At 68.5% G+C, this 21300-nt stretch carries 20 protein-coding genes and 1 tRNA gene; 9 read left to right on the top strand and 12 right to left on the bottom strand.

All coding sequences use genetic code 11. From position 1 onward, the window contains the following. Nucleotides 1-24 precede the first annotated feature (24 nt). From ACOCEP_RS03320 to ACOCEP_RS03300, 5 genes are read left to right on the top strand one after another with little or no spacing between them, the layout of a single operon-like run. On the top strand, nt 25-798 hold the full coding sequence (locus ACOCEP_RS03320; protein WP_482335699.1) for an aminotransferase class IV family protein: 774 nt from the start codon (nt 25-27) through the stop codon (nt 796-798). A gap of 14 nt (nt 799-812) precedes the next feature. After that, nucleotides 813-1400, top strand: a complete 588-nt coding sequence (locus tag ACOCEP_RS03315; protein ID WP_482335698.1) for an SDR family oxidoreductase — start codon at nt 813-815, stop codon at nt 1398-1400. Between the two features lie 32 nt (nt 1401-1432). After that, entirely contained in the window at nt 1433-2440 is a 1008-nt protein-coding gene (locus tag ACOCEP_RS03310) for a methyltransferase (RefSeq protein ID WP_482335697.1), read from the top strand. A 33-nt stretch (nt 2441-2473) separates the two neighbouring features. Continuing rightward, nucleotides 2474-3274 (top strand): metalloregulator ArsR/SmtB family transcription factor, encoded by an 801-nt coding sequence (locus tag ACOCEP_RS03305; RefSeq protein ID WP_482335696.1) that lies wholly within the window; start codon nt 2474-2476, stop codon nt 3272-3274. A gap of 5 nt (nt 3275-3279) precedes the next feature. Then, nucleotides 3280-3879, top strand: coding sequence for a dihydrofolate reductase family protein (locus ACOCEP_RS03300; RefSeq protein WP_482335695.1), 600 nt, complete (start codon nt 3280-3282; stop codon nt 3877-3879). On the opposite strand, the gene ACOCEP_RS03295 is transcribed toward ACOCEP_RS03300, so the two are convergent. Together ACOCEP_RS03295 and ACOCEP_RS03290 are read right to left on the bottom strand one after the other, a co-directional pair. Further along, nucleotides 3861-4652 carry a hypothetical protein gene (locus ACOCEP_RS03295; protein WP_482335694.1) on the bottom strand — a complete coding sequence of 264 codons (792 nt, stop codon included), beginning with the start codon at nt 4650-4652 and terminating at the stop codon, nt 3861-3863. The genes ACOCEP_RS03300 and ACOCEP_RS03295 overlap by 19 nt on opposite strands. 53 nt (nt 4653-4705) lie before the next feature. Beyond that, nucleotides 4706-4966, bottom strand: a complete 261-nt coding sequence (locus ACOCEP_RS03290; RefSeq protein ID WP_482335693.1) for a hypothetical protein — start codon at nt 4964-4966, stop codon at nt 4706-4708. Nucleotides 4967-5144: 178 nt separating this feature from the next. Between ACOCEP_RS03290 and ACOCEP_RS03285 the strand changes: the two genes are divergently transcribed. Then, nucleotides 5145-5753: a nucleotidyltransferase domain-containing protein gene (locus ACOCEP_RS03285; RefSeq protein WP_482335692.1), complete on the top strand. Its 609-nt coding sequence runs from the start codon at nt 5145-5147 to the stop codon at nt 5751-5753. A 139-nt stretch (nt 5754-5892) separates the two neighbouring features. Here ACOCEP_RS03285 and ACOCEP_RS03280 read toward each other — a convergent pair. Then, nucleotides 5893-5966, bottom strand: a tRNA-Leu gene (locus ACOCEP_RS03280). Nucleotides 5967-6091: 125 nt separating this feature from the next. Between ACOCEP_RS03280 and ACOCEP_RS03275 the strand changes: the two genes are divergently transcribed. After that, on the top strand, nt 6092-6313 hold the full coding sequence (locus tag ACOCEP_RS03275) for a DUF3618 domain-containing protein (protein ID WP_005165704.1): 222 nt from the start codon (nt 6092-6094) through the stop codon (nt 6311-6313). A 3-nt stretch (nt 6314-6316) separates the two neighbouring features. Here the strand turns inward: ACOCEP_RS03275 and ACOCEP_RS03270 are convergent, their stop codons facing one another. Together ACOCEP_RS03270 and ACOCEP_RS03265 are read right to left on the bottom strand one after the other, a co-directional pair. Then, on the bottom strand, nt 6317-6727 hold the full coding sequence (locus ACOCEP_RS03270; RefSeq protein WP_482335691.1) for a hypothetical protein: 411 nt from the start codon (nt 6725-6727) through the stop codon (nt 6317-6319). 246 nt (nt 6728-6973) lie between these two features. Further along, nucleotides 6974-7531 carry a TetR/AcrR family transcriptional regulator gene (locus ACOCEP_RS03265; protein ID WP_482335690.1) on the bottom strand — a complete coding sequence of 186 codons (558 nt, stop codon included), beginning with the start codon at nt 7529-7531 and terminating at the stop codon, nt 6974-6976. Between the two features lie 121 nt (nt 7532-7652). Here ACOCEP_RS03265 and ACOCEP_RS03260 point away from each other — a divergent pair, with 121 nt between their 5' ends. Continuing rightward, nucleotides 7653-9113 (top strand): flavin-containing monooxygenase, encoded by a 1461-nt coding sequence (locus tag ACOCEP_RS03260; RefSeq protein WP_482335689.1) that lies wholly within the window; start codon nt 7653-7655, stop codon nt 9111-9113. Nucleotides 9114-9235: 122 nt separating this feature from the next. Here the strand turns inward: ACOCEP_RS03260 and ACOCEP_RS03255 are convergent, their stop codons facing one another. The 5 genes from ACOCEP_RS03255 to ACOCEP_RS03235 form a co-directional block, all read right to left on the bottom strand. After that, nucleotides 9236-9706 carry a helix-turn-helix domain-containing protein gene (locus tag ACOCEP_RS03255; protein WP_482335688.1) on the bottom strand — a complete coding sequence of 157 codons (471 nt, stop codon included), beginning with the start codon at nt 9704-9706 and terminating at the stop codon, nt 9236-9238. Between the two features lie 329 nt (nt 9707-10035). Beyond that, on the bottom strand, nt 10036-11643 hold the full coding sequence (locus tag ACOCEP_RS03250; RefSeq protein WP_482335687.1) for an LCP family protein: 1608 nt from the start codon (nt 11641-11643) through the stop codon (nt 10036-10038). Nucleotides 11644-11805: 162 nt separating this feature from the next. Then, nucleotides 11806-13968, bottom strand: a complete 2163-nt coding sequence (locus tag ACOCEP_RS03245) for a phospholipase A2 (protein WP_482335685.1) — start codon at nt 13966-13968, stop codon at nt 11806-11808. Between the two features lie 152 nt (nt 13969-14120). Beyond that, complete coding sequence (locus ACOCEP_RS03240; protein ID WP_482335684.1) at nt 14121-15560, bottom strand: GGDEF domain-containing protein; 1440 nt, start codon at nt 15558-15560, stop codon at nt 14121-14123. 428 nt (nt 15561-15988) lie between these two features. Further along, nucleotides 15989-17203, bottom strand: a complete 1215-nt coding sequence (locus ACOCEP_RS03235) for an MFS transporter (protein ID WP_482335682.1) — start codon at nt 17201-17203, stop codon at nt 15989-15991. Nucleotides 17204-17574: 371 nt separating this feature from the next. On the opposite strand from ACOCEP_RS03235, the gene ACOCEP_RS03230 reads away from it, so the two are divergent. Continuing rightward, nucleotides 17575-18468 (top strand): SDR family NAD(P)-dependent oxidoreductase, encoded by an 894-nt coding sequence (locus tag ACOCEP_RS03230; RefSeq protein WP_482335681.1) that lies wholly within the window; start codon nt 17575-17577, stop codon nt 18466-18468. Between the two features lie 38 nt (nt 18469-18506). Here the strand turns inward: ACOCEP_RS03230 and ACOCEP_RS03225 are convergent, their stop codons facing one another. Together ACOCEP_RS03225 and ACOCEP_RS03220 are read right to left on the bottom strand one after the other, a co-directional pair. After that, nucleotides 18507-19163, bottom strand: a complete 657-nt coding sequence (locus ACOCEP_RS03225) for a maleylpyruvate isomerase N-terminal domain-containing protein (RefSeq protein WP_482335680.1) — start codon at nt 19161-19163, stop codon at nt 18507-18509. A gap of 164 nt (nt 19164-19327) precedes the next feature. Next, the gene (locus ACOCEP_RS03220) at nt 19328-21193 is read right to left on the bottom strand and encodes an AMP-dependent synthetase/ligase (protein WP_482335679.1); all 1866 of its coding nucleotides are present in this window, start codon (nt 21191-21193) and stop codon (nt 19328-19330) included. Nucleotides 21194-21300 lie beyond the last annotated feature (107 nt).

Raw genomic sequence — 21300 nt, 5'->3', positions numbered from 1 at the left:
CCGCAACCGGTTTACCGTGCGGGCATGAGTCCTCATGTCGCGCAGCTGAACGGCCGGACGGCGACCGCCGGAGAGCTGGCGCCGCTCGCGTTCGCCGGTTTCGCGCATTTCACCGCCATGCAGGTGCGGGGCGGCCAGGTGCGCGGTCTCGACCTGCACCTGGACCGGCTCCGGACCGCCTCGCTGGAACTGTTCGGCGACGCCGTGCCCGACGACCGGATCCGTTCGTATGTGCGCGAGGCGGTGAAATCCGGCCCGGCCGACGTCTCCCTGACCGTGACGGTCCACCTGCCGGGGGACCTCGAAGTCCTGGTGCGCACCCGGCCGCCGTCGTCCGGTCCGGCGGGACCGCTGGCGCTGGCGGCCGTCGAACACGAGCGCGTCCTTCCCGTCATCAAGCACACCGGCGAGATGGCCAAGACGTACTACCGGCGGCGGGCCATCGGCGAAGGGTTCGACGACGCGGCGTTCGTCGACCGCCGGGGCAGGCTGAGCGAGGCGACGATCTGGAACCTCGCCTTCTGGGACGGCGATACGGTGGTGTGGCCGGATGCCAACCTGCTGGCGGGGACCACGATGGGCATCGTCCAGCGGCGTCTGGGGGCGCTCGATGTACCGCAACGGGTCCAGGAGGTCACGCTCGCCGATCTGCCGGGGCTCGCCGGCGCGGTGGTCATGAACTCGTGGACCCCGGGGATCGCGGTGCGCCGGATCGGCTCCGCGCCGTTGCCGGACGCGCCGTCGTTCGTCGTGGCGCTGCACCGGGCTTACGAAACCGAACCTCTCACGCGACCTTGAAAGGAAAGACGCCGATGAAGATCCTCGTGGTCGGTGCCACCGGGACGATCGGGACCGCGGTCACCGCGGCGCTCACCGCACGCGGGCACACCGTGCTACCCGCGTCCCGCTCCGGTGAGATCAAGGTGGACGTCGAGCGGCCCGCCACGGTCGACGCGGTCTTCACCGCCGAGCCGGGGATCGAGCACGTCGTCTGCTGTGCGGGGAGCGGCTCGCTGGTGCCGGTCGACGGCGGCACCGACGAAGAGTTCGTCCAAGGGCTGCAGGGAAAGCTGCTCGGGCAGGTGTTCCTGCTGCGGCGCGCGATCCCGCGTCTGCCGGACGGCGGCTCGGTCACCTTGACCGCCGGCCGGATCCCGGAGACGTTGCGCGGCAGCGCTTTCGGAGTCCTGACCAACGCCGGCCTCGAAGCGTTCGTCGCCGCGGCCGCGCGCGAACTGCCGCGCGGCCTCCGGGTCAACGCCGTCAGCCCCGGCTGGGTGAGCGAAACCCTCGCCGCGCTCGGCGAGCCGGAAGGCGGCACCCCGGCGGCCGACGTCGCGCGGAGCTACGTCGAGACCGTGGAGAACACGGAGCTCACCGGACGCACATTGGTGCCATAAGTCGCTTGACCCCGCTGTCACAGTGGACAGTCGTGACCACTCATGACAGGGACAGACAGGAATTCCTCCGGCTGGCCGGGCTCGCGACGCCGATGGCGCTGCGGGTCGCGGTGACCTTGGGGCTGCCGGACAGGTTGTCCGGGCCCGGCGCGGCCGTCGACGAGCTGGCGGCGGAGCTGGGCCAATCCCCGCTCGCTCTCGGCCTGCTGCTCGGGCACCTCGCTTCTCTCGGCGTCGTCGAGGCGGCTCCGGATGGGTACCGCACCACCGAATACGGAGCGAAACTCCGCGCCGGCGCCGGAAACGGGCTTGCCGGGCTCCTGGACATGAACGCCGCCGGCGGACGGGGCGAGCTGGCGTTCATCGAACTCGCGCACAGCGTCGCCACCGGCGAGGCGGGCTACATCCGCCGATACGGCAAGGATTTCTGGACCGATCTCGCCGAGCAGCCGCATCTCCGGGAGACCTTCGACCGGCAGATGACCCAGCGGTACCTGACACAGGTGCCGAGGTTCGTCTCGGGGTTCGACTGGTCCCGTTTCGGCACGCTCGTCGACGTCGGCGGGGGTCACGGCAGCCTGCTCGCCGCGATCCTGAAAGCCAACCCTTCGATGCGCGGCCGGCTCGTCGACCTCGCGCCGACCGCGGCGGCCGCGGAAGAGGAACTGCGCGCGCAGGGCCTCGAAGGCCGCGTCGAGGTCATCGCCGGCAGTTTCTTCGACCCGCTCCCGGCAGGCGCGGACGCCTACCTGCTCTCCGACATCCTTCACGACTGGGACGACGAGCACGCCCATCGCATCCTGGCGCGCTGCGCCGACGCGGTCCGCCCGGGCGGCCGGGTCCTCGTCATCGAGGCGGTCGGCGGGCTCGGGGCCCAGACCGAGTGGGACCTGGTCATGCTCGTGCTCTATGGCGGCCGCGAGCGGCGCCTCGACGAACTTCGCGAGCTCGCGGCCTCACACGGGCTGGTCTTCGACTCCGTCACCACGCTGACCGAGGAGCGAAGCCTCCTGGAGTTCCGCAAGCAAGATATTCCTTGACAGGAATATTCCGATAAGTGAATACTTCTGGGTATGGAGCAGATCGCAGCGGCACTGGGAGACAGAGCGAGGTGGCGCATCGTCGAGCTTCTCGCCGAGCGGCCCCGGTCCGTCGGTGAACTCGCCGAGCTGACCGGCCTGCGGCAGCCGCAGACCACCAAGCACCTGCAGACCCTTGCCCGCGCCGGCCTCGTGACGGTCTTCCCGCTGGGGCAGCGCCGGGTCTACGCCGCCGAAGCGGGCCCGCTGAAGGACTTCGACGGACGGCTGCGGGCGCTGGTCGCGACCATCGAGGCGAACGAGGGTGAGCGAGATGTCCTCGCGCGCTATCAGGCCGCGATCTCCGCGGACACCGCGTCCGCGAACCAGGACCGGTGGGCGGACGGGCGGGCGTTCACGTTCGACCGTCTGCTCGCCGCGTCGCCGGACGCCGTCTGGCGGCACTGGACCGAGCCCGCGCTGCTCGCGTCCTGGTGGGCGCCGCCTTCGATGACCGTCACCGACTGCGTCATCGAGCCGCGGGCCGGGGGACGGGCCGTGCTCGACTACCGCGACGCGGAAGGGCGGTACCGCTCCTCGGGCGAGGTCCGCGCCGCGACCGAACCCGAACACCTCGAATTCGACCTCTCGGTGCTGGATGCCAAGGGGGCCGTCTTCTTCACCGGGCATTACGACCTGAAGTTCACCGAGGCGCCGGGCGGGACCGGGCTCCGGCTCGACCTGCGTATCACGGAAACGACCGTCGAGGCGGTCACCTTCATCGCCGGTATCGAAACCGGCTGGGGTCAGGTGCTCGACAACCTCGCCGCCCGGCTCACCCAGGAAAAGGACTGAACGACATGACGAACCCGACCGGCCGCCGCGTCACCGCGAACATCAGCCTCACCCTCGACGGCCACTACAGCGGCCCCGGCGGCCCTGGTGACATGGGCGCGATCGTCTCGTACGCCACCACCGACGTCGCCCGCGCGCACCTCGCCCGTATTCACGAGAAGGCGACCACCGCGGTCCTCGGCAGGCTGAACGCCGAAGGCTTCCTGGGTTTCTGGCCCACCATCGCCGCCGACGAGAACGCCGACCCGCGCGACCGCGCCTACGCGAAGTGGCTGATGGACGCGGAAAAGGTCGTCTTCTCGAAGACGTTGACCGAAGCGCCCTGGGACCGCGCCCGCGTGGTGAACGCGCCCGTCGCCGACGTCATCACCGACCTGAAGGCGACCGGGGAAGGCGACATCCTGGTCAACAGCAGCGCCAGCGTCATCAAGGCCCTGCTCGCGGACGACCTGATCGACCGGCTGTACCTGATGATCTGCCCCGAGATCACCGGCGGCGGGCAGCGGCTGTTCGTCGACGGCCTGCCCGCGTCGAAGTGGGCGCTGGCGGATCAGGAGGTCGGGGACCTGGGGGAGATGGCGCTGGTCTACGACCGGGCGCGGTGAGCCGCGTCGAGTTCGAGGATCGCGCTCGCGACTTCTGACGGGAACAGCGTCGACCAGACGATTTCGCCGGGGCCTGGCTCCAGTTCGGCCAGCTCGGACGGCTCGGGTTGCCAATCGTCCGTCGCGACGCCGGGAACGCAGTCGAGGAGCAGGGCGAAGATCTTTGGATCCGGGATTCCTTCGGCGATGATCGCCAGGTACGCCTCATGGTCGTCATCGACGCGGACGAAAGCCTTGATGCGGTGATGCTCGAATTCGGCTACTGCGAGCTTTCCGCTGGTGAGAGACAACGCGATGAGGTGGACCACCAGCCGTTTCATCTCGCGCTGCCAGGTGACCGCTTGCTCGGCGCTCAGGCGTTTCCAGTCCCACTCGACAGGAAGGAGGCGGGTCGTCGAAACGGTCCTCCCGGCCGTGCACTCGCGACTGATCGTTTGGTAGAAGTCGTGTTGCGGGCTATCGGCCTGGCGACGTCCGGCCGCGCCGATCCACCAGGCACCGACCCCGTTTGGCAATTCATCCGGCAGGTCATCCCCTGGTAAGCGGGTGACGACCGCCCTGCGATCGCCGGTCTTCACCTTGAACCACACGCGGTCGCTCAAGGACAAGATCCGCTGCGCACCCCCGGCGTTCCGAAGCGCGGGGATCGCCTGGGCGGTGACGACGATCGGGTTGTCCAGCTCGTCGAGGGGGTGTCCGAGATCTGGTAGTGAAAGGCTGAGGTCGGTAAGGCATCTTCGGGTCGGACGAACGCCGACTGTGACCTGAGTCATGATCAAAATGCTACTGAAGGGCCTCACGTCGGGGTCGGTCGACACCCGCCGGGCTACTTCGGCATGCCGCCGAGTTCATCGATTTCGTCGCCGCTGAATCCGGTCATCAGAGAGACGGCGGCGGCGCCGGAGCCGTTGAGCTGCCCGAGGGCGGCTTTGATTCCGGCGTTGATCTCATCGCGGTGCGCGTCGATGTACTCACGTACGGCCGCATCGACGATCTCTTTCTTCGAGCGCGACATGAAGTGAGCCGCGTGGGACACGAGTTCATCGGTCGCGGCGTCGACCTTGATGGGCGCGGTTGCTGCGGCCATGGCGGCCCTCCTTCTCCGTGGTCCCGACCAGTGCTCGGTACCAGAGTACCAGGATTTACCTTGGCTTTCGGTAGCGAACGCCGGCCTCGGCAGGGATTTGGCCAACTATAGTTGGGGCTCCAGTACTATAGTTAGGTGAATTCTGGAGGATATGGGATTGGACTTGAACCGGCCGTTGATGACGGTCACCCCCACGCTCGACGGTGACGTCCTCGCCGTGCTCGCCGACCATGACGGCGTATTCACGACCGGGCAGCTGCATCGCCTCCTGGCGAGGTACTCGGAGGAAGGGATCCGTAAGGTACTGCGGCGCCTGACGAAGCAGGGAGTCGTGCTGTCCGATCGGGTCGGGAACGCTTTCGCGTACCGGCTCAACCGCGACCACCTCGCGGCAGGGCACATCATCGGCCTTGCTCGGCTGAGGAATGTGCTTCTGGAACGTATCGCGCATCGGCTTAAGTGCTGGGAGATCCCTCCGGTCCACGCCGCGGTGTTCGGCGCGGCGGCGCGAGGCGGGATGGCGGACGACGGCGATGTGGACCTCCTGCTGATCCGGCCGGACAACGCCGACGACGACCGGTGGAGAGCGCAAGTCGATGAGCTGGCAGTCGAAATGACTCGTTGGGTCGGCAACGACATCCGCCTTCTGGAGTTCACCGAAGCCGAACTCGCCGGCCGTGCGTACGACGAGGCCGTTTTGCGCGATGTGGCACGAGACGGGCTGACCGTGGCGGGGAGCCGCACGTGGCTGGCCGGTCATCTTGACGATGAGAAATGGCTGATTTGAGATCGGTCCGCAGATCCTGGCCGGAGGAAGGCTGTGTCCCACCCCGCCGAACTCTTCGTGTCCGTGCTGCATTTCTGTGGCACGCGGCCTGTGGTGCGGCTCCGGGTGGAGCGCGCCGCCGCGGGTCAGACGTGCGGGGTGGGCCCGGAGAGACTCGAACTCTCACTGGCACGGACCTAAACCGTGTGCCTCTGCCAATTGGGCTACGGGCCCCCAGTGCTGCCCCGAAATCGTAGCGTGCGACACGATCCGCGTTTCTCGGCGTGGCCGGTGCCACGGCACGGGGTGGCGTCCTCTAACGTGGGCTTCCAGCAAGTCCGTCGCGGCGAGGAGGACACGTGGCTCGCGATCCCGAGACCATCGAGCGTGAGATCGAGCAGGCCAGGAACGCGCTGGTCGCCACGCTCGACCAGCTGGGCACGAAGGCGAACCCCGCGAAGCTGGTGGATTCCGCGAAGACCGGTCTGCGCGCGAAGCTGGACGAGCCCAAGGTGAAGTACCCGCTCATCGGCGGGGCCGTGCTGATCGGCGTGCTGCTGATCCGCAAACTCCTGAAGTAGGTCTCAGGAGGTCTGGGCCGCCTTGGCGGGTGTCTTGGCCGGCTCGGGCTTCTCCTTGGACTTCGCCTCGTCGACGGCCTTCGGAAGTTCCTTGCCCTGGGGCACCGGAGGCTTGCCGCCGGCCTTCTCCTTGGCTTTGCCGTTCGCCGGAGGGGGAACCTCGAGCGGTTCGATCTCCGGAAGCGTGAGCCTCGCCGTCATGTAGGCGGCGGTGAACTCCAGCGCACTGCCGTTGAGCAGGTGCACCACCGTCGAATGTTCCGGCGGGGACAGCTTCTCGACCAGCTGGTCGGCCCGGTCCCGGGCCGCGATGATGCCCGGCGCGCGACCGGTCAGTTCCTTGCCGGAGCCGCTGACCGTTATCTTCCAGTCGTCGTCCTCCTGGACGTACGACGCGGTGATCGGTTCGGTCATCCGCCTCACCCCTCTCCTCGCGAGCAAGCGTCACTCGATGGACACTCTTGAAGGACCTCGTCACGCCGCCGTCATGACGCCACTTTCGGGTGGTGGCGCCCCCTCCTGCCGGAGGTCGCGACTGTCCATCAGACTTTCTACAGTGTCATCGATACAGTAGGACAACTCTGTGTCACAAGACACTGGCGGCAATGTGCTCTGAGTGACGACCGAATGGCCTAATGCACGAGCATCTTCACAGTCGTTTCAGCGGGCCCGCGCGGACAGGCCTGACCAGAGGACATCCATGGCGTATCCGGTGGCCGTTTCGGGGCTGACGTCCTCGTGTCGTTCGCACCAGATCGCGAGCCGCTCGCACGCCCCGACGACGAACTCCGCGGACGCCTCGGCGCGGAGGTCGTCCCCCGCCTCGAAGTAATCACCCATCAGGGTGGCGATCAGGTCGGTCTGCTGGCGCCGGGTCTGCTCGATCTCGTCGGCGGCGCCGGTTCCGATCAGGGCCATCTCGTGGCGGAGCAGCGACCAGGCCTGGCGTCGTTCCCGGATGAAGACGAAGAAGGCGAGCAGCCCGCGCCTGAGCGCGTCCTCGGCGGACGTCGCACCGACGATCGCCCGTTCGGTGACCTCGCGCAGCGCCGCCCGGGACTGCTGGATGCAGGCGAGCAGCAGCCCCTCTTTCGAGTTGAAGTACTCGTAGAGCATCGGCTTGGAGACCCCGACGCGTTCCGCGATGTCGTCCATCGACGCCGCGGTGTAGCCGCGTTCGGCGAAGACCTCTTCAGCGATTTCGATCATTTGCCGCATTCGCTCTGCTCGTGGCATGCGTTTGCGCTTCGCCGTCGTCACCACAACACTCTACCGAAGGTAACCTACTTCAAGTAAGGTGGACTTCCGGTAACAGGTAAATCGAACGAGAGGTCGGGTCATGGGCAACCGCACCGAGACCGGTGTCGTCATCGTCGGAACCGGCTTCTCCGGGCTGGGCATGGCCATTCAGCTGCGCAAAGAGGGCCGCGAGGACTTCGTCATCCTGGAGAAGGCCGACGACGTGGGCGGCACCTGGCGGGACAACACCTACCCCGGCTGCGCCTGCGACATCCCCTCGCATATGTACTCGTTCTCGTTCGAGCAGAACCCCGGCTGGTCCCGCGCGTACTCGCCGCAGCCGGAGATCTGGCAGTACATGCGCGATGTCGCCGCGAAGTACGACCTGCGCCGCTTCATCCGCTTCGGCCAGGAGATGACCGGCGCCCGCTGGGACGCGGACGAGAACCGCTGGCACGTCGCGGCGAAGTCGGGCGACGAGTTCGTCGCGCCCGCGCTCGTCGCCGGGGTCGGCGCGCTCCACTTACCGCAGATCCCGAAGCTGCCCGGCATCGAGCGCTTCAAGGGCCGCGCCTTCCACTCCGCGCAGTGGGAACACGACTACGACCTCACCGGAAAACGCGTCGCCGTGGTCGGCACCGGCGCCAGCGCGATCCAGTTCGTGCCGCGGATCGCGAAGGACGTCGCCGAGCTGACGCTCTTCCAGCGGACGCCGCCGTGGATCATGCCGAAGCCGGACCGCGAGATGCCCGAAACGCTCCGGAAGACGTTCAGCTCCGTGCCGCTGCTGCAGCGTGCCTTCCGCGACGTTCTCTACTGGGGGCTCGAAGCCCGCGCGATCGGCTTCAACGGGCAGCCGTGGGTGATGAAGATCGGCCAGCGCATCGCGAAGCGCAACATCTTCAAGAGCGTCAAGGATCCCGAGCTGCGCCGGAAGCTGACGCCGGACTACACCATGGGCTGCAAGCGGGTCCTGGTCTCCAACGACTACTATCCGGCGCTCGCGCGGGACAACGTCGACGTCGTCACCGACGGCCTGAAAGAGGTTCGTGAACACAGTGTCGTCGACGGCGCCGGCGTCGAGCACGAGGTCGACGCGATCATCTACGGCACCGGATTCCACGTCACCGACGCCTTCGACGATCTGGAGATCATCGGCCGGGACGGGCGCAACCTCGGCAAGGAATGGGCGACCGAGGGGATGCGGACGTATCAGGGCATCACCGTGTCCGGGTTCCCGAACCTGTTCTTCCTGCTCGGCCCGAACACCGGGCTGGGGCACAATTCGGTGGTCTTCATGATCGAAGCGCAGATCTCGTACGTCGCGCAGGCGCTGCGGCTCGCGCGCGGCAAGGCGCTCGACCCGCGGCCGGAGGCGCAGGAGCGCTTCAACGTCGAAATCCAGCGCAAACTCGCCAAGGGCATCTGGACCCAGGGCGGCTGCAAGAGCTGGTATCTCGACGCGAAGGGCGTCAACCGCACGATCTGGCCAGGCTTCACCTGGCGGTATTGGCTCGACACCCGCAAGGTGCGTCGCGAGGACTACGAACTCCTCGGCTGAGCCCGCGTGAAGGCCCCCTTCCCTCGGCTCAGCCGAGGGAAGGGGGCCTTCACGCGAAGAGGGGGAGGTCCGTGAAAGCCAAGATGGGGGGCATGGCTCTCACGGACCGGGGAACGCCGCGCTCATGAGGGGTTGAGCCGGCGAAGCCTTCCGATGAGATCGACGGTGGGGATGCCGCAGAGTTCGGCCATCCGTTCCAGCGCCGCGAGGTCGAGATGGACTTCGGCGGAGCCGTTGTCACCCGACCGTTTGAGCCGGTCGTCCGCCCACCGCCGCAGCGGGAGCAGCTCGTCCTGCTCGTCCTTGATCACCTGGCGCAGGTCGATCCGGACCCGGCCGGGTTCGTCCACGAACACCCGGCGATGCACCTTGGCCAGCAGATCCTGTGGTAGCTCGTCCATCGCGACGCACAGTTCGACCAGCCGCACCACGGAACAGTGCCGGGTGCCGAGCTCGTAGGTGGCCAGCGTCTGGAGCGAGATCTCGCTCTGCAGATGCTGGTTCAGTTCCTTGCGTGTCCAGCCACGTTTACGGCGGAGCTTGCGGAGCTCGTCTCCGAGTATCCGCTGATAGCTCTCAGCGTCGATCAGCACTCCCCATCCCCTGCCTTGCCAACCTTCTCCACCGCCCGCCCCGTGTGACAAAACCCGGGACGAGCGCGCTCACGTGTATGAAAGTCGCTCGGGCCGCCGCTCTTACGCGGTTTCGGGGGTGCTTTTCCCCTCGATTTTGGCCCACTGGGCCGAATGGGTGAAGGAACGGCGGACGGAGGGGCGGTTTCGGTGGTTTTCAGCGCTCATCGGGGCCGCGCGCAGCCTGGGCGGGCATGTCGCGAAAGCCACTTTCGGGACATCTGACGTCCTGAAAGTGGCTTTCGCGACATGTGCCGGAGGTGGTGCTGCCAGGAGGAGCGGCGAGCGCGTCAGTTGACGCAGGGCACGCCCTCGGCGGTGATCGGCTTCTCGTCGGACTGCTCGGGCGGCGGCGCGGCGGCCGACGAACCGGCGGCGTTCTGCGAGGAGCCGGAGCCTTCGGCGCCGCTCGGCGCCTTGAAGTCCGAGCCGAGGAAGACCATCACGTGCCCGGCCTGGACGCTCTTGTCCTCCTGGATGGTGGGATTGCCGCCGAGCGCGTCGGCGACCGCCTGGCCCGCCGCCTTCTCGCCCTTGGCGACCCAGACCACCGTCTTCTTGCGCGCGCTCGCGGTGGCGGTGTCGCCCGCGGTGAAGCCCTTGTCGACGAGCTGCTTCAGTACCGACGAGGCCAGCCCGTCCCGGCTGGTCGAGTTGCGGACGTCGACCGTGGTCGCCTTGTTGGGCGACTCGGCGGGCGGCGCCTGCTGCTGTTCGCCCGGCTGCGGGCCCGCGAGGCCCTGCACGAAGTTCTTCACCTGCTTCGGGTCGACCTGGATGGCGACGCCGTCGTTCGGGGTCTTGTACTCGATGTTGACGATCGGGATCGTCCGGAACTCGAGCTGACCGCCGGTCAGGCTCTTCATCTGCTGCGCGAAACCGAAGACGTCCCAGTTCTGGTTGAGCACGACCGACTTCTTGATGGCCGTGATCAGGTCGTTGAGCTTGCCGGGGTTCGCGAGCGTGCCCGCCGACAGCACCTTCCGCGCCATCCCGGCCATGAACACCTGTTGCCGGACGACGCGGTCGAGATCACCGCGCGGCAGCCCGTGCCGCTGCCGGACGAAGCCGAGCGCCTCGACACCGGAGATGGTGTGCGGGCCTTTGGTGAACTTCGCGCCGGAGAACTGGTCGTTCACGTCGTTGTTGAGGCAGACGTCGACACCGCCGATGGCCTGCGTGATCTCGCTGAAGCCCAGCAGGTTGATGGCGGCGTAGTTGTCGATGGTCGAGCCGGTCAGCTGCTCGACCGTCTTGATCAGGGTCTTCGCCCCGGCCTCGTTGGCCTTCTGGTCGAGTTCCTTCGGATCGGAGACGCCGTTCTCCTGCTGCTTCTTGCGCTCGTCGAGCATCGCGCGGGCGTACGCCGAGTTGATCTTGTGCTTGCCGAAGCCGCCGGGGATGTCGACGTAGGAGTCACGCGGCAGCGAGATCGCGACGGCCTTGGAGCCGTCGTTCGGGATGTGCACGAAGATCAGCGAGTCGGTGTTCAGCTCGCCGTCCGCCTGCCCGGCGCGCAGCTGGGCCAGGAGCTCCTTGGACAGCGGGTTGCCCTGCGCGTCCGTGCGGCTGTCGAGGCCGACGAGCAGGATGTCGCGGGCGCCGTCGGCGGGCTTGTCGCCTTCGTCCGAGCCGATGCCGACGTTCGCGAAGGTCAGGCCGTCCATCGCGGCCCACGCGTACCCGGTCAGGCCCATCACCAGCAGCGATACCAGCCCGAGAGCGATCTTGGGGCCGCGGAACGACCGTCGAGGGGCACGGCGCGGCTCCGGGCGGCGGGCGGGTGCCGGGCGGGCGCTCCGGGGCGGGGCCGGGCGGGAAGGAACGCGTCCGGGCGCGTCCTGCCTAGGCCGGGCGGGACGTCGATCCCCATGCCCATTCCGAGGCGGGTACTCCACGCGGTCTGCTCCTTCTGGTCGTTACCGGTTCGACGGTCTCTTCAAGGGACGCATGGTGCCTGTTGCGGGTTGTCGCAGGATTACACATCCCCCCGAAGATGTGGCACGCACCACCGGTTTCCTCGTGATGCTACGGAAAACGCCTGGTCAGTGCCGTATGGATCAGGGCAGGACACGCCGGGCCGCGCGGGCCGGGACCAGCGTGGCGGCCGCCGCGAGCATCGCGACGACGATCGTCGCGACCGGCAGCGCGACGGAGGCGGCGCTCACCTGCTTCCCGTCGAGGGCGGTCATCAGCGGCGGCGCGCACGCGACCGCGCATACGAGCCACGTCCCGGTCGTCCGGCTGGTGCCGTTCCGCACGGTGTGCAGGAGGTACACGCCGAGCAGCAGGTTGACCAGGCTGTGGACCGGGCCGAACCGGATACCGAGGAGGTCGGCGTCGGCGGACGCGCCGCCGAAGCGGGTCAGGGCGAAGCCGAACACGCCGAGCATCGCGTACGCCATGCCGACCGTCGCCGCCGCGCGGCAGAAGACCCTGGCCCGCAGGCCTGGCTCGTCGACCGTCCGTTGCTGCGGCCCCGAATGGCGCTCGAACCACCAGAAGACCAGCACGGCGGGCACGGCCAGCAGCGCCATCGCGAGCAGGACCCTCGGCCGGGCCAGCCAGCTGAGCCCGTCCACGAACGGCCCCGGCAGGTAGACGACCGCCACGAGCAGCAGCATCGCGGACAGGAAGCCGAGGTACAGGCTCATCGGGGCGCGCAGGACGAGCCGGGCGGTGGCGGCGACCGCGGGGCGGGCGCCGAGCCGGGCCAGCGGCCGCGCGAGCAGGCCGAGGAGCGCGAGCTGCACCAGTCCGAGCAGCAGCACACCCCACGGCGGGCCCGAAAGCGCCGCCGGGGCGCCGGGCCCGCCGAGCAGCATCGGTCCTTCGCCGCGGACGGCGACCGCGAGACCCAGCCCGGCGGCGCCGGTGAACGCCGTCGCCACAAGGGCGCCGCGCGAAAGACGGACGCCGGCCGCGTGGGCGAACGCCAGTTGCTGGACGAACAGGGCGAGGAACAACGTCTCGGCGTAACGCGGGACGGCCGAACCGGACCACTGCGCGGCGGCCTCACTCGCCAAGGTCATGGCCAGCAGTCCGGCGACGGAGGCGGTCCGCGTCCGGCGGTACAGCGCCAGCAGCGCCGGCGCGAGCACGACGGTCAGCAGGAAGACGCCGAGCAACCAGAGCGGGTGCAGCGCTATCCGCATCACGGTGGCGTTCGTGCCGGTCGGGATCCCCAGCACCTCCAGCGCGAGGGGGACGACCAGCGCGACGACGGCGAAGATCAGCGCCGGGCGCAGCAACGGGCTCGCCCGGTCGGCGAGGTACTGCGGATAGCGGCCGCCGGTCGCGCGGATCGACCGCCAGCCCGCCTCGTTGATCCGGCCGACCGCGAAGAAGACGAGCGGGCAGAGCTGGGCGAGCCAGGTGAACGGCCACAACGACCGCTCCGGCGCCCCCGCCCAGTGCGCGAGTGCGACGGCGGATTCGCCGAGCAGCATGAGGACGACCCCGGCGACCCCGAGCAACGCCCACCGGCCGACCGGGGCGACCGGCCGCGGCTCGGCCGGGAGCGGGACGGCGGTCCGGCGGTTGCGGACCCAGCCGCGCAGCCGGAACACCAGCAGCGCGCCGATCACCAGGACTCCGGCGATCATCGGGCCGAGCGGGTCGCCGACCGGCGGTCCCCAGCGTTGATGCCAGGAGTTGAGCACGAGTCCGGCGGTGTAGAGGGAGGCGACGACGTCGCAGGTGCCCCGCGAGTCCACCGGGTTGAGGACGCAGGTGTTGTGCATGTCGGCCGAGAGCCGGTCGTCGAGCGCGGCCCTGGCCTCCTGGCCGAGCGGGTGCCCCTTGCGTTCGGCGTAACGGAGGATGTCGTAGCCGAGGTCGTGCGCCTTGCAGGGGACCGCGTAGTCCCACTTGGTGTTGTCGTCGCCCCAGGGCGCCGAGCATCCACCGTCGGAGTGGACGGCGCGCACGGTGCCGTCCCGTGCCGTCATCACCCCGGGGGTGATCCCGCTGACCGCGGTGAAGTCGGCGGGCAGTTCGGCGATCGCGTGCTCAGCCGGACCCGGCCGGACCAGCGCGTCGACCGCGTTCTGCGCGGCGAGGATGTCACCCGTCGGTGGCCCCTGGTCCGGCGGCGAGGCGGGCCGCGACGCGATCAGCCCGAAGCCGAACACCAGCACGGTGACCAGCAGCAACCAGCCCGAAGTCGACCACGGCCGCCGGATCCGGGCAGGACGAGCGGCGGCTTCGGCTGTCGCTGGCATGGCGTCCAGGGTGCCATCCGCCGATCGGGGCCGACATCCGGATAACCCCCGGGTTCACCCCCGGATGGGTGACCAGGGGCTGAAGGACGCTTTCCCCGCATGCGACGCGGTGAAGGGCGCTTTCGGCACGTGGGATGCGGTGAAGGACGCTTTCAGCCCGCGTCGGAGGGCGGCGGGGGAGCGGGCCGGTCCACGTCCTGGGCGAAGCGCACCTGGTTCCGCCCGTTCTCCTTGGCCACGTAGACGGCGGCGTCGGAGGCGTGCAGGAGTTCCTCCAGGGATTCACCGTGACGAGGGAACAAGGCCGCCCCGATCGAGGTGGTGCGGCCCGAGATGGTGACCCGGCTGCCCCTTTTGTCGGTAGTCACTATATGCAGTTCCGCGATGGCGCTGCGCACTCGCTCGGCGGCGAGTTTGGCCGCCGTTTCGTCGATATCCGGCAGGAGTACGAGGAATTCCTCGCCGCCGAACCGGCCGATGACGTCGGCGGGCCGGGTGACCTCGTCCAATTTCCGCGCCACATCACGGAGGACGTCGTCGCCCGCCGGATGTCCATATGTGTCGTTAATCCACTTGAAGTGGTCGAGATCAATCATCAGAAGAGCAAGGCTGTCGTCCGATCGGGCGGTCCTTCCGAGTGCCCGATCGGCCGACTCCGACCATCCGCGCATGTTCAGAACACCGGTTTTCGGGTCCGTCCGCGCGTCGTTTTGCAGTTGGTCGATCTCGGCGAGGCGATTGAACACCACCGTCACCACGGCCATCACGATCACCATCGGTGGCATGATCAACAGCAGCACCGCGGTGACCGCGCCGAGGCCGATCGTGATGGCCTCCAGCAGGTTGTCCGCCGCGTTGCCGAGCACGGTGGAGATCGACGGCCGCTTCGGCGAGCCGAGCGCGAGGATGCCACCGATGTAGGCGATCTGCACCGCTTCGAAGACCATTCCCGTGACGATCAGGACGCCGAACTCGCCGAGGGTGTCCCAGCCGGAGATCCGTCCCCATTCATGCGGCCCGAAAGCGGCGAAGGTGAGCGACGCCAGTGTCACCGAAACGCCGTGGGTGACCGACGAGAACACGAAGTTGTGCGCGGGACGGCGGGCGATGAACCAATGCTGGATACGCACGATCGCGATGATGGAAAGCGTGAGCGAAAGCGGCAGGATCACCGCGGCCGGAAATGTCCATACCGCGGTGAGGTCGATGAGGACGGTGCGGCTGCGGTCGCGCCGTCTTTCTTCCTGCCGCTGGGTGAGCTGAATATGCGCCGTCGCGCCGACCGCGAGAATGGCGAAACGAACCCAGTCTATTCTTCCCGGATTCGCCGAATTCATCGTCGCGAGGACCATGATCGCGATTCCGATGGCCTCCATCGCGAAAAGGAACGCGATGAACCGCTTCGGCCGCTGCCACAGTGCCCACGCTCTCGGGTCGTAGGGATGGCGTGGCGGGGCCTGGTCACCTTCCGGACTCGCCTGCCCGCGTTCGGTCACCGGTGCACCGCTCTGGGCGGCGGGCGCCGCCGTCGCGTCGTCAAGGTCGCCGGTGCCGTCACCGTGCTGGCGGCGGCCGCCGGTCTCGGCTGGCAATTGCTACCTCTTTTCCGCGCGGACGGCACGGCTGAGTAATCTCACCGGTACCGACTGATACACCGTTCGTATTCCACGGCCGGTATCATCCCATCGCATCGGTTGTCCGACACCGGCAAGGGTGCCCGCGAACACGGACCGGAGGTGCCAATCGTGTCCCGTGATTTCTGATCTTGGCGACTGAATGTTTTTCGAGACGTGCCGCGGAAGGGGTGACGGATAGTGTCCAGTCGTGACTTCTGAGCCCGGACAAGGTAATAGTTCGCAGCAACGAGGTGGCCGGGAGGTGGATGACCGTGTCGAGCCGTGACTTCTGATCCGAAGCCGTTTCTTTTCACTGAGGTGCCGAAGCAGTGTCGTGTCGAGATTTCCCAGTACGAACCCGCCGGGCGGCCGTGCCGCCCCAGGGGTCGTCCAGAGTGGATTCGTCATGACAGCAGCGGTTCCGGACTGGATCCGTTGAGGTGTCCCCAGCTGAGTGCGACCAGGACGGCCAGCAGAAGGCCGACCACGCCCGCCAGGGCGATGGCCGAGGTCGCCGCACCGAGCCGATCGGCGGCGAGCCCGCCGAGACCCGCCCCTACTCCTTGAGCCACCCGCAATCCCGTGCGGTACACCCCACCCGCACCGCCCCTGAGTTCGTTCGGGACCCACGTGATGAACGTGGCGCTCACCGTGATCAGGTACGCCCCCGCGGCACCCGCCGCCGCCAGCAGCAGCAACGCCGGGATCAGCCCCGGCTGGAGCGCGAAGGCGATCAGGGCGATCATCGGTAGTGCCGCCAGCACGCCGAGCAGCTTCCGTCGTTGTTCCGCCGAGACGAACCGGGACAGCAGGAACGCCCCGATGACGAAGCCCAGCGGATCGGCGGCCAGCAGCCAGCCGACGGCCTGTTTCCCCACGCCCATCTCCGCGGCGAGCGGCGCGGCGAGCCCTTCGGGGACGACGGCCAGGCCGACCAGCCACGAGAACCAGACCAGCACCCGCAGGTGACGGTTGCCGAAAACCTGTTTCACCGCGCCGAACCAGCTGCCGCTGCCGTCGGACGCCGCCGCCCGCCGGGAGACCGAGAACCGGACCACGGCCGCGCTCAGCAGGAACGTCGCGGCGTCCAGCGCCAGTGCCCAGCTCACCCCGACCTGCGACACCAGCAGGCCACCGCCCGCCAGGCCGAGCAGCATGGCGGTGTTGGTCGAGATTCCCCTGATGTCCTGGCTCTTGAGATAGAGGTCGTCGTCGGTGAACACCTCGCGGGTCAGCGCGTTCTGCGCCGCGTTGCCGGGAGCGTTCACGAGCCGTGCCAGCACCACCAGCCCGCACAGCAGGGGGAGCGGGGTGCCCGGGATCGCCATGAACGCGATCAGCACGCCTTGGATCAGGGACGAGAAGACGAGGACGGTGCGCCTCGGGTAGCGGTCGGCCAGCTGGGAGAGGCCGAGTCCGCCGGCCAGGGCGGGCAGGAAGGTCAGGGAGTAGACCACCGCGGAAAGCAGCGCGGAACCGGTCCGGTCGTAGACGAGGATCGCCAGCGCGACGATGGTGAGCTGGTCCCCGATGAGGGATTGCACCTCGGCGAGCCAGAGTGCGCGGAACTCGCGGTTCGCCAGGGCGGCGGTCATCCGCGGCGCCGCGTTCGTCTTCACTGCGTGACCACCTCCCCCCGATCGGGTGAACTTACGTCCCTCGCATTCTTGCCTGCCTTGGTACGCGGTCGACGAGGGAGTCACGGTTGTCGTCCCGCCGGACAACGTTCAGTATGCCTCTGGCTACAGGGAGACGAACAGAAGACCGCCGAATCCTTCGCCTGTTGAGCTGATCGGGCTACGCCGTCTGACCGGTGGGTGACGTCGGCCTGACTCGCCCGCGGGTATCTGCGCGCCGATCGCCCCGCCCTCGCTCGGCGCAGCCGGGCCGCCGTTCGCCGCCGCCGGCGTTCCGGTTGGGCCGAATGGGCCAACACTGAGTGGAGACCGGTCTGGAGGTGGAGGCCGGCTGGGTCAAAGGGGTGAAGGCGATGAACGGTTTGCTCGACGACAAGGCCGTCGTCGTGACCGGGGCGGGGCGGGGCCTCGGCGAGGCGTTCGCGGTGCACGTCGCGAGGGCGGGCGGGGCCGTCGTGGTCAACGACATCGACGCCGAACTGGCCGAACGGACGACGGAGAACATCCGCCGGTTCGGCGGCAGGGCGGTCGCCAGCGGGCACAGCGTCGCCGATCCGAAGCAGGCACAGGAGATCGTCGACCTGTGCCTCGCCGAGTTCGGCGCGATCGACGGGCTGGTCAACAACGCGGGCCTGAACTACGAGGCGCTGCCGTGGGAGGACGACGTCGAGCAGGCACGCGAGCTGATCGAGGTGAACGTCCTCGGCGTCATGTACACCGGGCTCGCCGCGATCAAGGCGATGGTGGCGCGGGGCAAACCGGGCTCGATCGTCAACATCTCGTCGGGGGCGTCGCTCGGGCAGCGCAAGCTCGGCGTGTACGCCGCCAGCAAGGGAGCCGTCGCCTCGCTGACCTACTCGTGGGCGCTCGACCTGGAGGAGAGCGGGATCCGGGTGAACGCCGTTTGCCCGCTCGCGCACACCCGGATGGTGTGGAAGTCCGAACGGTCGCTGCGAGCCTGCCCGCCGGACCGGACGCCGTCGCGGATCGCCCCCGTCGTGCTCTTCCTGCTCGGCGCCGGATCCGACGGGATCACCGGGCAGATGATCCGCTGCAACGGGCCGCAGCTGCACGTCATGGGGCAGCCGTTCCTCAAGCAGCCGATTCTCGAGCGGCCGGTGTGGGACACCGAGACCGTGCAGCGCGCCTTCGACGAGGTCTTCAGCGCGCACTTGGAGAACTACGGCCTCGAAAAGCTTGTCCCGCCGCGGCTGCGCAAATGGACGGAGTCGACGCGGACCGCCTGACTCGCGTGATCAGACGGACGACACGCGTGCCGTCCGGATCAGCCCACGACGAAGGGCAGCTTCGCGGCCAGGTCGCCGAGTTCAGCCTTCTCGGCGTCCGTCGGCTGACGGCGTCCGGTGCCGACCAGCAGCGCGTCCGTGTCGGAGAACGACGCCGGGAACGTTTCGCCGGTCCGCTGCTCCAGGATCTGCCTGGTCCGGGCGAGGCTGTCGGCGGCGGGGCCGTCGAGGTGCGGGAGATACGCGACCAGGTCGAGGTGGTGCAGCGTCCACTCCAGGACGTACGCGGCGAGGAAGTCGCCCGCGGTCAGGACGATGTCGCGGGTGGCGACCCGCAGGGCCGGGTCGGCGAGGCCGGCGGCCCGGCCCGCGGCTGAGCCGACGTCGTCGAGGTGGAACTTGAGCAGCCGCGGCTCCTGGTAGGCGGCGGCGAGCCGGACGATCAGCGCGTCGAGGTCGTCCTCGCCGGTGGGCGGCTTCTCGGCGATCTCCCAGTAGGTGACCGCGTCGCGCGTGGGTTCCGTCCCGGCGGGGGTGGCGAGGGTGATCAGGACGTCCTGAGCGTCGATCACCAGGTGACACACCAGGTCCCGCACCAGCCAGCCGGCGCAGCCGGACGGCTTGGCGAAGTCTTCGTCGGGGGTTTCGGCGACGGCGGCGAGCAGCGCTGCCCAAGATCGGGAAAAGAGATCCACGGCGGCAAGTTAGCAGCGGTCGCCGACCGGTCGCGACTCCTTTCGCCCTGTGCTGGAACGCGCAACTCGCGTGTTTGAAGGCGTAACTCACGTGTCTGGGGGCGTAACTCGCGAGTTACGCCCCCAGACACGCGAGTTACGCCTCCAATCACGAGTGTTGCGGCTCAGGAGCCGGCGGCGGGAGCGGGTTCCGGAGCGGAGGCCGCGTACAGATCCGCGATGGTCGGCGCGTACCGGTCGTTGATGATCCGCCGCTTCAGCTTCAACGTCGGGGTCACCTCGCCGCTTTCCGGCGTCCACGCCTTGGGGATCACGTGGTACCGCTTGATCTGCTCGATCCTGGCCAGCCGCGCGTTCGCCGCCTCTACGGCCTTCTCGATCTCCGCGCGGACCTCCGCGTTGTCGGCGAGCGATTCGCCTTCCGCGAGCTGGATGCCGTTCGCGGTCGCCCAGCCCGGTGCGATCTCGTCGTCGACGACGATCAGCGCCGTGACGTACGGCCGTTTCTCGCCGATCGCGACGGCCTGCCCGATCAGCGGGTGTTCCTTGAGGAGGCCTTCGATCTTCGTCGGCGCGATGTTCTTGCCGCTCGACGTGATGATCAGTTCCTTCTTGCGGTCGGTGATCGTGACGAAGCCGCGTTCGTCGATCGTCCCGATGTCGCCGGTGGCGAGCCAGCCGTCGGCGTCGACGTCCGGTTCGATCGTGCCGTCCGCCTGCAGGTAGCCGAGGAAGACGATCGCGCCGCGGACGAGGAGTTCGCCGTCTTCGGCGACCTTCACCTCGATGCCCTCCAGCGGGCGGCCGACCGAACCGGCCTTGAACGCCGACGGCGTGTTCGACGTGACCGCGCCGGTGGTCTCGGACAGCCCCCAGACCTCCTGGATCTCGACGCCGAGCCCGGCGATGAAGTACAGGATCTCCACCGGCAGCGCGGCGGCACCGCTGGAGGCGACCTCGATCTGGTCGAGGCCCAGCATCGCCCGCACGGGCGCCAGCGCGGCCGCGTCGGTCTGCGCGATCTTCTCGGCGAGTTCGGGTGGTACTTCCTTGCCGTCGCTGCGCAGTTTGTAGCCCTGTTGCAGTAACTCGTTCGCGCCGATCAGGCCGTTGCGCTTCTCTTCCGGAAGCGAGCCGAGCAGGTTCTTGAGGCCGGCCACCATCTTTTCCCACACGCGCGGGACACCGAAGAAGCTCTTCGGGTGCACCTGGCCGAGCGCGCCGACGACACCGGTCGGGTCGGCGACGGTGTGCACGTGCCCGGCCCACACGATCGGCATGTAGATCGACAGTTCGCGTTCGGCGATATGCGCGAGCGGCAGGTACGCGATGTTCGTGGCGTGCATCGGGGAGTCGTGCAGCTTCTGGACGGCGACGGCCTGGTAGATCGCGTTGCGGTGCGACAGCACCACACCCTTGGGGTCGCCGGTGGTGCCGGAGGTGTAGATCATCGACAGCGGATCGTCCGGGGTGATCGCGGACCACGCCGTCTCGAACGCCCGCGGGTCTGCGGCGTGCGCCTCGGCTCCGGCCGCGCGCAGGTCGGCGAACGACAGGAACCGCTTGTCGTCCTCGGGGACCACGGAAGCGTCGAGCAGGACGACGTGCCGCAGCGCGGGCAGGTCGTCGAGGACCTGCGACCAGCGGCCGAGTTCTTCGGCACCGGCGAGGACGACGACGCCGGCGGCGCTGTGCCGGGCGACGAACCCGATCTGCTCCGGGCTGAGCGTCGCGTACGCGGTGCAGGGGATGGCGCCGAGATGAGCCGCGGCGAGATCGGCGATCAGGTGGTCCGGACTGCTCGGCGCCATGATCAGCATCCGGTCGCGGACGCCAAGCCCCAGCCCGGCGAGCCCTCGGGAAACCTCCGCGATGGCGGTGCGGAACTCGGCCCAGTTCAGGGTCGGCTTGCCCTCGATGTCGAGTGACGTGACCGCCGGCAGCTCACCGAACTCCTGGGCGTTGCGGTGAAGCAGGGCGGGGATGGTCTGGCCTTCGATCTGCTCGGCGACGGTCGGCTGGGTGGTCAACGCTGGCCTCCTCGATGCTGCCTGATCAGGCACACTGTAAGGGCTGTCGGCAGTGCTGGATAGAGAATCGCGGCCACGGTCGTGAGCCGCGAAATGTCCACCTTTTC

The sequence above is a fragment of the Amycolatopsis sp. CA-211722 genome, assembly GCF_056828465.1.
The sequence above is the reverse complement of the archived record's forward strand: the minus strand, read 5'-3'. Positions and strand labels throughout refer to the sequence as shown.

Excerpts from the sequence above, each read along its gene's own strand:
- ACOCEP_RS03270 (WP_482335691.1), bottom strand. The coding sequence starts at position 6,727 with ATGACCGAACCGATCACCGCGTCGTACGTCCAGGAGGACGACGACTGG.
- ACOCEP_RS03290 (WP_482335693.1), bottom strand. The coding sequence starts at position 4,966 with ATGGCCGCAGCAACCGCGCCCATCAAGGTCGACGCCGCGACCGATGAA.
- ACOCEP_RS03265 (WP_482335690.1), bottom strand. The coding sequence starts at position 7,531 with ATGCGGCAAATGATCGAAATCGCTGAAGAGGTCTTCGCCGAACGCGGC.
- ACOCEP_RS03285 (WP_482335692.1), top strand. The coding sequence starts at position 5,145 with ATGACGGTCACCCCCACGCTCGACGGTGACGTCCTCGCCGTGCTCGCC.
- ACOCEP_RS03300 (WP_482335695.1), top strand. The coding sequence starts at position 3,280 with ATGACGAACCCGACCGGCCGCCGCGTCACCGCGAACATCAGCCTCACC.
- ACOCEP_RS03230 (WP_482335681.1), top strand. The coding sequence starts at position 17,575 with ATGAACGGTTTGCTCGACGACAAGGCCGTCGTCGTGACCGGGGCGGGG.
- ACOCEP_RS03320 (WP_482335699.1), top strand. The coding sequence starts at position 25 with ATGAGTCCTCATGTCGCGCAGCTGAACGGCCGGACGGCGACCGCCGGA.
- ACOCEP_RS03305 (WP_482335696.1), top strand. The coding sequence starts at position 2,474 with ATGGAGCAGATCGCAGCGGCACTGGGAGACAGAGCGAGGTGGCGCATC.
- ACOCEP_RS03295 (WP_482335694.1), bottom strand. The coding sequence starts at position 4,652 with ATGACTCAGGTCACAGTCGGCGTTCGTCCGACCCGAAGATGCCTTACC.
- ACOCEP_RS03315 (WP_482335698.1), top strand. The coding sequence starts at position 813 with ATGAAGATCCTCGTGGTCGGTGCCACCGGGACGATCGGGACCGCGGTC.
- ACOCEP_RS03260 (WP_482335689.1), top strand. The coding sequence starts at position 7,653 with ATGGGCAACCGCACCGAGACCGGTGTCGTCATCGTCGGAACCGGCTTC.
- ACOCEP_RS03245 (WP_482335685.1), bottom strand. The coding sequence starts at position 13,968 with ATGCCAGCGACAGCCGAAGCCGCCGCTCGTCCTGCCCGGATCCGGCGG.